The organism is Arthrobacter sp. Leaf337, assembly GCF_001423745.1.
Taxonomy (GTDB): domain Bacteria; phylum Actinomycetota; class Actinomycetes; order Actinomycetales; family Micrococcaceae; genus Arthrobacter.
Window position 1 is genome coordinate 190,027 of the sequence record NZ_LMPC01000026.1, and the last position, 13,576, is coordinate 203,602.

Annotated in this window: 14 protein-coding genes; 5 read left to right on the forward strand and 9 right to left on the reverse strand. The window is 64.3% G+C overall.

Features of this window, described 5'->3' with window-relative positions:
- Window positions 1-25: 25 nt before the first annotated feature.
- From ASF98_RS17005 to ASF98_RS17030, 6 genes are all read right to left on the reverse strand, one after another.
- Complete coding sequence (locus tag ASF98_RS17005; RefSeq protein WP_442854048.1) at window positions 26-1,135, reverse strand: BMP family lipoprotein; 1,110 nt, start codon at window positions 1,133-1,135, stop codon at window positions 26-28.
- A 240-nt stretch (window positions 1,136-1,375) separates the two neighbouring features.
- Window positions 1,376-2,401 carry an NADP-dependent oxidoreductase gene (locus tag ASF98_RS17010; protein WP_055804157.1) on the reverse strand — a complete coding sequence of 342 codons (1,026 nt, stop codon included), beginning with the start codon at window positions 2,399-2,401 and terminating at the stop codon, window positions 1,376-1,378.
- Entirely contained in the window at window positions 2,398-2,829 is a 432-nt protein-coding gene (locus ASF98_RS17015) for an organic hydroperoxide resistance protein (RefSeq protein WP_043479330.1), read from the reverse strand. Before ASF98_RS17015 ends, ASF98_RS17010 begins: the two co-directional genes overlap by 4 nt.
- Window positions 2,830-2,929: 100 nt before the next feature.
- A complete protein-coding gene (locus ASF98_RS17020) occupies window positions 2,930-3,379 on the reverse strand; it encodes a MarR family winged helix-turn-helix transcriptional regulator (protein WP_055804375.1) in 450 nt (149 codons plus the stop codon).
- Between the two features lie 187 nt (window positions 3,380-3,566).
- On the reverse strand, window positions 3,567-4,766 hold the full coding sequence (locus ASF98_RS17025; protein ID WP_055804160.1) for an amidohydrolase: 1,200 nt from the start codon (window positions 4,764-4,766) through the stop codon (window positions 3,567-3,569).
- Window positions 4,767-4,901: 135 nt separating this feature from the next.
- A complete protein-coding gene (locus ASF98_RS17030; protein WP_055804163.1) occupies window positions 4,902-6,035 on the reverse strand; it encodes a mannose-1-phosphate guanylyltransferase in 1,134 nt (377 codons plus the stop codon).
- Between the two features lie 257 nt (window positions 6,036-6,292).
- Here ASF98_RS17030 and sdhC point away from each other — a divergent pair, with 257 nt between their 5' ends.
- From sdhC to ASF98_RS17055, 5 genes are all read left to right on the forward strand, one after another.
- The gene (gene sdhC, locus ASF98_RS17035; protein ID WP_081818859.1) at window positions 6,293-6,673 is read left to right on the forward strand and encodes a succinate dehydrogenase, cytochrome b556 subunit; all 381 of its coding nucleotides are present in this window, start codon (window positions 6,293-6,295) and stop codon (window positions 6,671-6,673) included.
- 3 nt (window positions 6,674-6,676) lie between these two features.
- Entirely contained in the window at window positions 6,677-7,171 is a 495-nt protein-coding gene (locus ASF98_RS17040) for a succinate dehydrogenase hydrophobic membrane anchor subunit (protein WP_055804166.1), read from the forward strand.
- 119 nt (window positions 7,172-7,290) lie between these two features.
- Window positions 7,291-9,090, forward strand: a complete 1,800-nt coding sequence (gene sdhA / locus ASF98_RS17045; RefSeq protein ID WP_055804171.1) for a succinate dehydrogenase flavoprotein subunit — start codon at window positions 7,291-7,293, stop codon at window positions 9,088-9,090.
- 1 nt (window position 9,091) lies between these two features.
- Window positions 9,092-9,874 (forward strand): succinate dehydrogenase iron-sulfur subunit, encoded by a 783-nt coding sequence (locus ASF98_RS17050; protein WP_028270493.1) that lies wholly within the window; start codon window positions 9,092-9,094, stop codon window positions 9,872-9,874.
- Window positions 9,875-9,982: 108 nt separating this feature from the next.
- Complete coding sequence (locus tag ASF98_RS17055; protein WP_055804173.1) at window positions 9,983-10,753, forward strand: alpha/beta hydrolase family protein; 771 nt, start codon at window positions 9,983-9,985, stop codon at window positions 10,751-10,753.
- Here ASF98_RS17055 and ASF98_RS17060 read toward each other — a convergent pair.
- The 3 genes from ASF98_RS17060 to trpS all read right to left on the reverse strand — a co-directional run bounded on the left by ASF98_RS17060 (window position 10,710) and on the right by trpS (window position 13,573).
- Window positions 10,710-11,708, reverse strand: a complete 999-nt coding sequence (locus ASF98_RS17060; protein ID WP_055804378.1) for a YihY/virulence factor BrkB family protein — start codon at window positions 11,706-11,708, stop codon at window positions 10,710-10,712. The genes ASF98_RS17055 and ASF98_RS17060 overlap by 44 nt on opposite strands.
- Before the next feature lie 106 nt (window positions 11,709-11,814).
- Entirely contained in the window at window positions 11,815-12,435 is a 621-nt protein-coding gene (locus ASF98_RS17065) for a 2'-5' RNA ligase family protein (RefSeq protein ID WP_055804381.1), read from the reverse strand.
- A 94-nt stretch (window positions 12,436-12,529) separates the two neighbouring features.
- On the reverse strand, window positions 12,530-13,573 hold the full coding sequence (gene trpS / locus ASF98_RS17070) for a tryptophan--tRNA ligase (protein WP_055804176.1): 1,044 nt from the start codon (window positions 13,571-13,573) through the stop codon (window positions 12,530-12,532).
- Window positions 13,574-13,576 lie beyond the last annotated feature (3 nt).

Sequence of the window (13,576 nt, forward strand, 5' to 3'; positions counted from 1 at the left end):
GGGTGGTGGCGCTTTGCGGAGGAAGTTAGGCCTTCGGGCTCGCTGCCGACTCGACCTTCAGCTTGCCGTCAACGATGTCCTTCTTGATCTGTTCCAGTTCAGTCTTCAGGTCCGCGGGAACCTGGGACTCAAGTTCGTGGAACGGAGCCAGCTGCACGCCGTCGTTCGCGAGGGTTCCGACGTACGGCGTGTTGCTGAACTTGCCGTCCTTGTCTTCCTTTACAACGGTCTCAACAGCTTCGCCCATCTGCTTCATGACGGAGGAGAGCATGAGGTCCTTGTAATCCGGAGCGGTCAGGAAGCCGTCGGAGTCAACCCAGATGAGCTTGACGTCCTTGCCTGCAGCCTTTGCTTCCTTCAGCGCGGCGCCTGCGCCCTTGCCCACGGGGCCGGCAACAGGCATCACGATGTCGGCGCCCTGGTCCAGGAAGTTCTGGGTCAGCTGCTTGCCCTTGTCCTGCTTTTCGAAGTCACCGGTGAAGCTGCCGTCCTGCTTGGCCTTGTCCCAGCCAAGGACCTTGACGTCCTTGCCCTTTTTCTCGTTGTAGTACTTGACGCCATCGGCGTAGCCGTCCATGAAGATGGTGACGGTGGGGATCTTGATGCCGCCGAAGGTGGCCACCGTTCCGGTCTTGGTGGAGCCTGCAGCCAGGTACCCGGCGAGGAAGGCGGCCTGGGCGGTGTCGTAGATGATCGGCTTGACGTTGCTGATGGGGGTCTCGTAGCCGAAGTCGATGATGGCGAAGTGGCTGTCCGGGTTGGCCGTTGCCTGCGCCTTGGTGGCGTCGCCGAGGAGGAAGCCGACGGTGACGGTCAGGTCGCAGCCTGCGGTGACCATGGCGCGGAGGTTCGGCTCGAAGTCGTTGTTGGTCTTTGATTCGACCTGGTTGACCTTGATCCCAAGGTCCTTCTCAGCCTTCTTGAGGCCTTCATAGGAGGACTGGTTGAACGACTGGTCGTCGAATCCGCCCGAGTCGGACACGATGCAGCCCGTGTAGTCACTTGCGGTGGCGCTTGCGGTGCTGCCGGCTTCCGGGGCGGCCCCGCAGCCGGTCAGCAGGAGAGCTGCCGCCCCGGCGGTGGCGACGCCGGTCATTGAACCGCGCTTGAGGGTTGCACGCAGTGAGTTCTTCAATTTTCCTCCAGGAACAAAGAGATAGGCGCTACGACGGGTGTTCAATGAGTGTCCGTTTCGAATGCTCCACACTGAAATTCTGTTTTCACTGATGGGTTCGCAGCACTGCGCCGAGGCGCACTGATGACAGTTACTTTAGTGGCCTGGAACACGTCCGGGTACCACAGGGGCACCCGGACGCGGAGATCGTTGAGAACTTGTTACCTACCGGTAGCCGCTACCGCAAGTCATGTCCATTTCCTAGAGCCGGACCAGCATCTTGCCGGTGTTGGCGCCGTCGAGGAGGTCCATGAAGGCCTGCGGGGCGTTTTCGAGGCCGTCCACTACCGTCTCGTCGTAGCGGACGGTACCGTCAGCCACCCAGGCGGACACGGTCGCCACGAACTCGGCCATGTGCTGCCAATAGCCGCCGACCAGGAATCCTCTGAGCGTGAGCTGCTTGCCGATGGCCAGCATGAGGTTCCGGGGAGCGGGTGTCGGTTCCGTCGAGTTGTACTGCGCAATGGCGCCGCACATGGCCACGCGGCCGCCGACCGTGAGCGCGGACAGCGCCGCTTCCAGGTGTTCGCCGCCGACGTTGTCGAAGTACACGTCAATCCCGCGCTCCCCGGCTGCTGCCGCGAGCTGCGCGGCCACCGGGCCGTCGTTGTAGTTGAACGCGGCGTCGAAGCCGAGCTCCAGCAGGCGCGCCACCTTTTCCGGCGACCCTGCGCTGCCAATAACCCGGGAAGCACCCATAGCCTTGGCGATCTGCCCCACGAGCGAACCGACGGCACCTGCTGCCCCCGAAACGAAGACCACCTCTCCGGGTTTGAATTCCGCGACTTTCAGGAGGCCTGCATATGCCGTCAGGCCCGTCATGCCCAGGGCGCCGAGGAACGCTGATGCCGGGGCCAGGTCGGTGCGCGCCAGGGACGTGGCGGCGGCGTCCAGTACGGCGTATTCGCGCCAGCCGAGGGAATGCACGACGACGTCCCCCACCTTGCGTTCATCCGATCGGGACGCGATCACCTCACCGACGGCGCCGCCGTCGAGCGCTGCATCAAGCGCAAAGGGTGCCGAATACGACTTGACGTCGTTCATGCGGCCGCGCATGTAGGGGTCGACGGAGATGAACTGGTTGCGGACCAGCACCTGGCCGTCCTGCAGTTCCGCGAGGTCGGACTCGGCCAGGCGAAAGTTTTCCGGGACGGGGCGGCCATGCGGACGGGATGCCAGCTGGATTTCGCGGGTGGCGCGGGGAAGGGTTGCGGTGTTGGCGCTCATGCGGCCACCTCCAGGATCTTGATGTCGACGTTGATGTTGCCGCGGGTGGCATTCGAGTAAGGGCAGATCTGGTGCGCCTTGGCCACGAGGGCCTCCGCCGTCGCCAGGTCCAGCGCAGGCAGGGCGATTTCGAGCTCAGCGGCCAGGCCATAGCCCACGCCGTCCTCGAGCGCGCCGAAGTGGATCTTGGCTGCCACCGCGGAATCCGTGAGGTCGGCCTTTTCCTTCCGGCCCACCAGTCGCAGGGCGGAGTGGAAGCACGCGGCATAGCCGGCGGCAAAGAGCTGTTCGGGGTTGGTGCCCTGGCCGTTGCCGCCCAGTTCCACCGGGCTGGCCAGAGTGACGTCAAGCCTGCCGTCCTTGGTGCGGGCGTTCCCGTCCCGCCCTTCGCCCGAGGCGAGTGCTTCAGCTGTGTAAAGAGTCTTCACGTGGTTTCCGTTCTGTTGGGATGAAAATTTCCGGCTGGCCAGTGTCCACCAGGCGCTCCGCCGGGGTTCAAGCTGGGTTCAAGCTGGGTTCAAGCTGGGTTCAAACGGAGGAATGGAGGGCGGCCGTAAGCCGGCCCAGGGTCTCCCGGAGCTGGTCCAGCTCTGCCGCGGACAGGCCGGCGGCGTCTGCGAGCTGCTGGGGAATGGCGTTGGCCCGGGCGCTGAGCGCAGCGCCGGAGTCCGTCAGGAAGACCTCCACCCGCCGCTCGTCCTCGGTGGAACGCCTGCGCTCCACCAGTCCCAGCGACTCAAGCCTCTTCAGCAGCGGGGACAGGGTGCCTGAGTCCAGGCCCAGCTCCTCCCCCAGCTCCCTGACGCTGCGGGGCTGGTCCTCCCAGAGCACCAGCATGACCAAATACTGCGGATAGGTCAGGCCCAGCTGGTCCAGCATGGGCCGGTACACGGCAGTGGCCGCCTTCGACGCGGAGTACAGGGCGAAGCACACCTGCCGGTTCAGGCGGGGGGCGTTGAGTCTGGGAGCGTCGGTCATGGATGAAACGATATCGCACAATTAGATTGTGCACAACTCATCCGCGCCGAAAGAGAGCGCAAACTGGCACTTCCGGCCCCGCAGCAGCGCGAACGGACAGTTGAGGCCCCGGGTCGGGGCCTCAACTGTCCGTTCGCGCTGCGGGGCGGGGGGCTTAAGTGTCCGTTCGCGCTTCGGGGGTGGGGATTTAAAGGTCGCGGATGGTGCGGAGCGCTGCGGCGGTCAGGACCTGGATGCCGTAGCCCAGTGCACGCTCGTCGAGGATGTAGTCACCCCGATGAAGGTCGTATTCCTCACCGCCGGGCGTTTTGGTGCCCAGCCGCATCATCGCGCCGGGCAGCTCGGCCAGGAACCAGGCGAAATCCTCTCCGCCCATGGACTGGGGCGTGAGCACGACGGCGCTTTCGGCGATTTCGGCGCGGGCTGCCGCTTCGATGAGCGCGGTTTCATGCTCGGAGTTGACTACCGGCGGAACACCGCGGGTGTGCTCCAGCCGGACGTCCACGTTGTAGGGCGCCGCCACCTGGTGGACCACTTCATCCAGGAGTTCGCCGGCGCTGTGCCAGGCGTCGCGGTCCAGGCACCGCATGGTCCCTGCCATGTAGCCGGTGCCGGGAATGGCATTGGGTGCCGAGCCGGCCGAGATGTGCCCCCAAACGACGGAGACGCCGCTACGGACATCCACCCGGCGTGACAGAACGGCCGGAACGTTGACGGCGATTTGCGCCAGCGCGAACACGAGGTCCTCCGTCAGATGCGGCCGGGAGGTGTGGCCGCCGCGTCCGGAAAGCTCGATCCTGATGGTGTCCGAGGCTGACGTGATGGCACCGATCCGGGTGCCGATCTTGCCCACGTCGATTCGCGGGTCGCAGTGCAGGGCCAGGATGCGCGGCACACCCTCGAGCACGCCCTGTTCGATGCAGGAATGCGCTCCGCCGGGCATGGTTTCCTCGGCGGGCTGGAAAATGATCCGGACCGTGCCGCCCAGCGGGGATTCCTGGTGCATGCGGTGCAGCACCAGCGCGATACCGAGCATGGTGGTGGTGTGGACGTCGTGGCCGCAGGCGTGGGTGACGCCGTGGTTCTTGGACGCAAACGGCAGCCCTGTTTCCTCAATGATGGGGAGGGCATCGATATCACCGCGGAGTGCCGTGGCAATAGGGCCCTCACCGACGTCGACCGTGAGGCCTGTGCCTTCGAGCCGGCGAGGCTTGAGCCCTGCCGCTTCGAGCCGGTCCGCCAGCTTGTTCGTGGTCCGGAACTCCTTGAAGGACAGCTCCGGATGCGCATGGAGGTCACGGCGGAAATCGATCAGTTCCGGCAGCAGCGGCTCCAGCCACGGCCCCACGAGGGCGGTGGGCTCGGTTTCAGTAGTGTAATTGCGCACGAAACAACTCTAGCGAGGCTGCTCCGAATACCAGCATCAGTGTCGGAGGTTACGGATCCGGGAGCCGGCTCCCGGCGCCGGAAACGGCTCAGCCCAGGCTTTCCCGCGGCGGGGAAGGCCTGGGCCGGATCCAAGTTAGAGGACGTCGGTGTCGCCGCTGGCCTTGAGCGCGTCCACGGCGGCTTTAACCCGCTGGGAGTTCGCCATGGTGGTGACCAGCAGGGCATCCGGCGTGTCAACGATAACCACGTCCTTGATGCCGATCAGTGCAATAACGCGTTTGGTGTCCGTGACAACCACGCCGCTGGCGTTTTCGGTAAAGACTCGGGCACCTTCGCCGAGGACAGTGACATCGTCCACTTCCCTGGCACTGTTGAGCCGGCCCACGGAGGCAAAGTCCCCGACGTCGTCCCAACGGAAAGTGCCAGGCACGACGGCGACGTCCCCGGCCGCCGCGGCAGGCTCCGCCACCGCGTAGTCGATGGCGATCTTCGGAAGCGTGGGCCAAACGCGGGCCGTGACCTCGTCGCGTTCGTCAGTGTCCCAGGCCTGTGCGATCTCCGTGAGCCCCTTGAAGAGTTCCGGCTGGTTTTCTTCGAGGTGTTTCAGCATGAGTGACACGGGCGCGACGAACATGCCTGCGTTCCAGACGTACTCTCCGCTGTCGACATACTGCTGGGCGACGTCCTCGCTGGGCTTTTCGACGAACTCCACCACGGCCTGCGCGCTCGGGGCGTTCTCGATGGACAGCTTCTGGCCCGCACGGATATAGCCGAACCCGGTGGACGGGTGCGTGGGCTTGATGCCGATGGTGACGATCTTGCCGGACGCCGCCGTGTAGATGGCCTCACGCACAGCGTCCTGGAAGAGGTCGTCCGGGCTGATCACCTGGTCCGCGGCGAAGGAACCCATGATGGTCTCCGGGTCCCGCTGGTACAGGATGGCTGCCGCGAGGCCGATGGCCGCGCCGGAGTCCTTGGGCTCGCTTTCCAGCACGAGGTTGGATTCCTGGACCTCGGGAAGCTGGCCGCACACCGCGCTCCGGTGGGCCACGCCGGTAACAACCAGCACGCCCTTGCCGGCAAGCGGCTCCAGGCGGTCGTAGGTGGCCCGCAACAGCGTGCTGCCTGAACCGGTGAGGTCGTGAAGAAACTTCGGGGCTGCTGCACGTGACAGGGGCCAGAGGCGGGTCCCCACTCCGCCTGCAGGAATTACCGCAATAAAACGGTCCAGCGGTGAATTCCGGCTTGTCACTATGTCTGTAGTCATCAAGGCCTACTTTAGCCGACCACCACGCGGATACCGGCAGATGCCGCCCCTCCGCGCCCCGCCGACGGCCTTAATGTGGCGTTCGTCTCAAAAATGCGCAAAAACCGCGCGGGGAGGCGTCACCTAGGAGTTCCTGAATTGAATAAGCTGTGAGCGAAGCCTAGATTTAGGCTTGAGCTTACGAGTGCTCTCGCAGCAGGCGTTCCCCCCGCGTGGATCCCATGCCAGCGCCGCTGTGTTGCAGGGAGGTTTATTCAGTGCCGACAAAACCAGCTGGCACCTTGTACCGCGGCCGTGAAGGCATGTGGTCCTGGGTTGGACACCGCATTACCGGTGTAGTGATTTTTTTCTTCTTGTTGGTCCATGTGCTGGACACCTCATTGGTGCGCGTGTCCCCAGAGGCATACACCGCCGTGATCGGCGCCTACAAGAACCCCCTGATGGCCCTGGGTGAAACGGGCCTCGTCGCAGCGATTGTTTTCCACGCCTTCAACGGCCTGCGGATCATCGCCGTCGACTTCTGGAAGAAGGGCGCGAAGTACCAGCGCCAGATGCTGTGGACGGTCCTGATCCTCTGGGTCATCGTCATGGTGGGCTTCTCCATCCGCCACCTTTCCCTCGCCTTCGGAGGTCACTAAGCCATGACTGCAACCATTCAGAGTCCCCGCAGCGGAAAAGACGGCGGGAAGCCGGGCGCAGGATTGATTGCCCCCAAGTACCGCCGCAGCGGTGCCTCCAAGGGCAACTTCGAAATGGCGGCCTGGCTGTTCATGCGGCTTTCAGGCGTTGTCCTGGTGGTCCTGATCTTCGGGCACCTTTTCGTTAACCTCCTGGTGGGCGAAGGCATCCACGCTATCGACTTCGGTTTCGTGGCCGGCAAGTGGGCCGATCCCTTCTGGCAGTTCTGGGACCTGGCCATGCTCTGGCTGGCCATGCTGCACGGCACCAACGGCGTCCGCACCATCATCAACGACTACGCCGAGAAGGACTCCACCCGCTTCTGGCTGAAGATCGTCCTCTACGCCGCAACAACCGTCATCATCATCCTGGGCACCCTGGTGATCTTCACCTTCAACCCGTGCCCGGTGGACGTCAACGGCGTACCGCTGCCCGGCGGCTTCTGCCCCGCAGCCTAGCGGCACCTTCCCTTCCGGGGGGATCAGCTGTGCCCGCGCTGAGCGGGTCAACGGTTTTACGGTGCGGGCTCCGCCCGCCCGTGGTTTTATAGCGAATTTTGAGAGAAAGAGCATCTGGTATGCAGGTCCATAAGTACGACGTCGTCATCGTCGGTGCCGGTGGCGCTGGCATGCGCGCCGCGATCGAATCCGGTCAGCGCGCGCGCACAGCAGTACTGACCAAGCTCTACCCCACCCGCTCGCACACCGGTGCGGCGCAGGGTGGCATGTGTGCGGCACTGGCCAATGTCGAGGAAGACAACTGGGAGTGGCACACGTTCGACACGATTAAGGGCGGCGACTACCTGGTGGACCAGGACGCGGCCGAGGTCATGGCGAAGGAAGCCATCGACGCCGTGCTGGACCTGGAAAAGATGGGTCTGCCGTTCAACCGCACGCCGGAAGGACGGATTGACCAGCGCCGCTTCGGCGGCCACACCCGTGACCACGGCAAGGCTCCGGTCCGCCGGGCCTGCTATGCGGCTGACCGCACGGGCCACATGATTCTGCAGACCCTGTACCAAAACTGCGTCAAGCACAACGTGGAGTTCTACAACGAGTACTACGTCCTGGACCTCCTGACGGTCGAAGAGGACGCAGTCCGCGAAGACGGCACGCCCTACAAGCAGAAGCGTGTTGCGGGCGTCGTGTCCTACGACCTTGCTTCCGGTGAACTGCACGTGTTCCAGGCCAAGTCGGTGGTGTTCGCCTCCGGCGGCGCAGGAAAGGTCTTCAAGACCACCTCCAACGCGCACACCCTGACCGGCGACGGCATGGGCATCGCGTTCCGCCGCGGCATCCCCCTGGAGGACATGGAGTTCTTCCAGTTCCACCCGACCGGCCTTGCCGGGTTGGGCATCCTCCTCTCTGAAGCAGCCCGCGGCGAAGGCGCCATCCTGCGCAACTCCGAGGGTGAACGCTTCATGGAGCGCTATGCCCCCACCATCAAGGACCTCGCACCCCGCGACATCGTGGCCCGCTCCATGGCCAACGAAGTCCGCGAAGGCCGCGGCTGTGGACCCAACAAGGACTACGTGCTCCTTGACCTGACCCACCTCGAGCCGGCGCACATCGATGCCAAGCTGCCGGACATCACCGAGTTTGCCCGCACCTACCTGGGTGTGGAGCCGTACACGGAGCCGGTTCCGGTGTTCCCGACGGCCCACTACGCCATGGGCGGCATCCCCACGAACATCACCACCGAGGTCCTGCAGGACAACGACACCGTGGTGCCGGGCCTCTACGCGGCCGGTGAAGTGGCCTGCGTTTCGGTCCACGGCTCCAACCGCCTGGGCACCAACTCGCTGCTGGACATCAACGTGTTCGGCAAGCGCGCCGGCATCGCCGCTGCGGAGTACGCCAAGACAGCTGACTTCGTGGAGCTCCCGGCGGACCCGGAGGCGTACACCATCGAACTGCTGGACATCGCCCGCAACGGCAGCGGCGACGAAAAGGTGGCCGTGATCCGCAAGGAACTCCAGGACACCATGGACGCCAACATGCAGGTGTTCCGCACGGCAGACACGCTGAACCAGGTTCTCAAGGACATCGAGTCCTTCGAGGCGCGGTACAAGAACATCAGCGTCCAGGACAAGGGCAAGCGCTTCAACCTGGACCTCCTCGAGGCCGTTGAGCTGGGCTTCCTGCTGGAACTGGCCAAGGTCATGACGGTTGCAGCCCTGCACCGTGAAGAGTCCCGCGGCGGACACTTCCGCGAGGACTTCCCGGAACGTGACGACGAAAAATTCATGAAGCACTCCATGGCGTACAAGGACGACCACGCCCCGGCGGACGGCTCTGCAGAGGCAATCGCCGGCATCCGCCTAGCCACCAAACCGGTTGTCTTTACCCGCTACGAGCCGATGGTGAGGAAGTACTAAGATGTCCGCCGAACTTGCTGAGCCAGCCTCAAAGATCGAACTGCCCGCACACATCGGAGGCGGCGGAGAGATTCCGACGTTCGACGTCACCCTGCGCGTGCGCCGCTACAACCCGGAAGTTTCCGAGGACGCCACCTGGGACGACTTCAAGGTGACCATGTACGGCACCGACCGCGTGCTGGATGCCCTGCACAAGGTCAAGTGGGAAATTGACGGCAGCGTCTCCTTCCGCCGGTCCTGCGCCCACGGCGTCTGCGGCTCCGATGCCATGCGCATCAACGGCCGCAACCGCCTCGCGTGCAAGACCCTGCTGAAGGACCTGGACACGACCAAGCCCATCACCGTCGAGCCCATCAAGGGCCTGCCGGTGGAGAAGGACCTGATCGTGGACATGGAGCCGTTCTTCCAGTCCTTCCGTGAAGTCATGCCGTTCCTTATCAACAAGGGCCACGAGCCCACCAAGGAACGCCTGCAGTCCGCCGAGGACCGCGAACGCTTCGACGACACCACCAAGTGCATCCTGTGCGCCGCGTGCACCTCCTCCTGCCCGGTGTTCTGGACCGACGGCCAGTACTTCGGCCCGGCAGCGATCGTCAACGCCCACCGCTTCATCTTCGATTCCCGTGATGACGCCGGCGACATGCGCCTGGAAATCCTCAACGACAAGGAAGGCGTGTGGCGCTGCCGCACCACCTTCAACTGCACCGAGGCATGCCCCCGCGGCATCCAGGTCACGCAGGCCATTGCCGAGGTCAAGCAGGCAATTCTGTCCCGCAAGATCTAGCACCACCGGAACCAAAAGAAGTACGACGACGGCGCCTCTCACCTTTCAGGTGGGGGCGCCGTCGTAGTTTCACGGCAATTTACCGGCACCAACTGAAAGGGTCCCCCCATGTCCCGCTCCGAAAAAGTCAGCTTCGAAGGATCCACCGGAGAATTGCTCTCCGGCATCATCGATATCCCGGAAGGACCGGTGAAGGGCTGGGGCGTGTTCTCGCACGGGTTCACCCTGGGCAAGGACAGCCCGTCGGCGTCCCGGATGTGCAAGGCGCTGGCTGACAACGGCGTGGGGATGCTGCGCTTCGACAACCTGGGCCTGGGCGATTCCGCAGGGTTCTGGTCCGAAGGTTCCTTTAGCCACAAGGTGGCGGACACCGTCAAGGCGGCAGAGTTCATGCGGACCGAAGGGAAGCCGGTCTCGCTGCTGGTGGGGCATTCCTTCGGCGGTGCCGCCGTTTTGGCAGCAGCCAAGGAGATTCCGGAGCTCGACGCCGTGGCCACCGTGGGGGCGCCGTTCTCGCCGAAGCATGTGGCCCATGTCTTTGACGCTGCCCTGGACCGGATCCTGAGTGAAGGCAGCGCGGAAGTGGACCTCGGCGGCAAACGCGTGGAGATCCGCCGGCACTTCGTCGAGGACCTGGAGAACGCGGACCTGACGGACTGCATCAAGCAGTTGCACAAACCCCTGATGGTGCTGCACTCCCCCACGGACAACACCGTGGGGATCGAGAACGCCAGCACCATCTTCCAGACGGCCCGGCACCCGCGCAGCTTCGTCTCCCTGGAAGGCAGCGATCACCTGCTGACCGGCAAGGGCCAGGCCGCCCGTGCGGCGAAGATTATTTCCGCGTGGGCCGATCAGTACCTCGACGCCGGCCGATAGCCAGGCCCTTGCGTTCCCGCTCCACCGGAGTCTTTCCCGGCTGGACCTGGCGCGAACCCCACCCGGTCGTTGCCTTGGCTGACGGGGCGTTCTTCAGGTCCTCTTCCCGGATGGCGGACCATGCCGCGGAGACCAGGTAGACCTGGCTGACCAGGTTGAACCAGATAAGCAGCCCGATGATGATCGCGAACGGCGCGAGAATCGGGTTACGGCCGGCGTTGGCAAGCAGCTCCGTGCTGAAGATCTGCAGCGCAGTGGTACCCACGGCCGACAGGACGGTTCCTTCGAGTAACGCCTGCCGGGTAAGTTTCAGACCCGCCGCCAGCCTGAACATGATCAGCGCGGTGACCCAGCCCAACGCCAGCGGCACTCCCACCTTGATGGCCGTGGTCAGCGGCCAGGCCATCACCGGATCCAACTGCAGCTGCTCAGTGACCCATCCCGCTGCGGTACCGAAGATCAAGGAAGCGCCGGCGCTGAGCACCAGCGCCACGCCAAGCAGCAGCAACGTGCCGGTGTCCCGCAGCTTCTGGACTACCGGATTCATCTTCAGCGGTCCGAGCTGCATCACGCCCCGCAGGCCTTCCCGGACACCTGCTATCCAGCCGAGGGAGGTCACGATGGTGACGACGGCCGCGATCACCGCGGTCCATCCAAGGCCGGCAGGATTCAGCAGGTCCTGCGGGTCCACCAGGCCGTCGCCGCCGTCAACCTTCACGAGGCCCGGCGCGCTGGTCGCCACGCTGCTGACGATCCGGTCAAGCAGCGCCGGTTGGCCGCTCAGCAGCAGCCCCGCCACGGAGAAGCCCGTGGCCAGCAGGCCGGTGATGGAGAAGAACATGTTGAAGCCGATGCCGGCGGCCATGAGCGGCCCGTGCTGCAGGTTGTAGTGCTGGAATGCGCGCATGGGACGAAAGGCGTTCAGCCGGGCCAGCAGCCACTGGAACATTGCCATCAGCCCCGCCACGGGGCCGCCGCCGGACCTGCGTGCCTTGCTCCAGTCGACCTTCTTCCGGCTCACTTCCAGCTTCAGCCGGGCGCGCTCCGTGGGCAGCGGAGGATTATTCGCGGCCTGCGCCCCCTGTGCGGCCTGCGTCGCCGGAGCCGGACGCGCCTCGGGGGTGGTCAGTTTCGATACCAAAGTCGAGTTCTTCCCGTAGCTGCCAAATGCCATTGATGTCATGCTCGTACAGCCCCATGCTAACCACAGGGAAGGTGGCCCGGTAATCCTTCAGCACCGTTTCGGCCTCATCCAGGCTCTCCGGCGCGACATCGTGGGCAATGGTCACATGCGGGTGGTAGGCAAAAGGCAGTTCCCGTTCCAGCGGCCCGGTCTGCAGCTGTTCGTGCAGCTTCACGCAGTCACCAAAACCGTCTTCAACCTTCAGGAAGACCACCGGGGATACGGGCCGGAAGGAGCCAGTCCCCGCGATGGTGACGGTAAACGGCTCCTGCCTGCGCGCGATCTCGCGGACATGGCATCGGGTAGCTTCCCAGTCTTTGGTGGGGGTGGTGGTGACCAGTGTGATGTGCGCGGGGATGACACCGGCCATGGGGTCCCCGAAGGAGGCCCGCCAGCGCCGCAGTTCCTCGGCAATGTCAGGTGGAAACCCCAGGATGACGCCGACGCTCATCCCGTCGGTCCTGGCCTGGCGCTTACCCGGCTCAGTGCCCCGGACCATGGCAGCGTTATCATCGGCGTCAACGAATTTTCCCTCGCCGCGGTATGCAGGGGAGTTTTCGTTTGCAGTGACTTTGCTGACGGACGACATGGGGCTAGCGGACTCCTGCAAGGCTCAGGGACGGCAGGAAGCCCATCCGCTCGTAGACCTGGCCGAGGGTCACGGAGGCGATTTCGCGGGCACGTTCGGCGCCCTGGGCCAGTAGCCTGTCCAGCTCGGCCGGGTCCGCCATGAGTTCATTGGTGCGGTCCCGGAGGGGCGTGATGAAGTCCACCATGACGTCGGCCAGGTCCTTCTTGAGGTGGCCGTACATCTTGCCTTGGTATTCCGCCTCAAGATCGGCCACGGACTTCCCCGTCAGCGTCGAATAGATGGTGAGCAGGTTGGAGACGCCGGGCTTGGCTTCGGCGTCGAAGCGGATTTCCGTTCCGGTGTCTGTCACGGCGGACTTGATGCGTTTCGCGGCGATCTTGGGGTCCTCCAGGAGCTGGATGGAACCGTGGGGCGAGCCGCCTGTTTTCGACATCTTGGCAGTCGGGCTCTGGAGGTCGTAGATCTTGGCGGTGGCCTTGAGGATGGTGGCCTCAGGCACCGTGAACGTCTGGCCAAAGCGGGTGTTGAAGCGCTGGGCCAGGTTTCGGGTCAGCTCCAGGTGTTGCCGCTGGTCCTCGCCGACCGGGACGAGGTCGGTCTGGTACAGAAGGATGTCCGCGGCCATCAGGGTCGGGTAGGCGAACAGGCCCAGTGTTGCGGACTCCGTTCCCGACTTCTGCGTCTTGTCCTTGAACTGCGTCATCCGGGAGGCTTCGCCAAAGCCGGTGATGCAGTTCAGCGCCCAGGCCAACTGGGCATGCTCGGGGACATGCGACTGGACGAAGAAGATGCTCTTGTCCGGGTCGATGCCGGCCGCAATGTATTGGGCAGCCACCACGCGGGTGCGCTTGGCCAGCTCTGCCGGTTCGAAATCCACGGTGATGGCGTGGAGGTCGGGAATGAAGAATACGGCGTCGTATTCCGCCTGCATGTCAACCCAGTTGCGGACGGCGCCAATGTAGTTGCCCAGATGCAGGGAGTCCGCTGTGGGCTTGGCACCTGAAAGGATGCGCTTCTTGGTCACCGGGGTAGTCGAGCTAGTCATTGT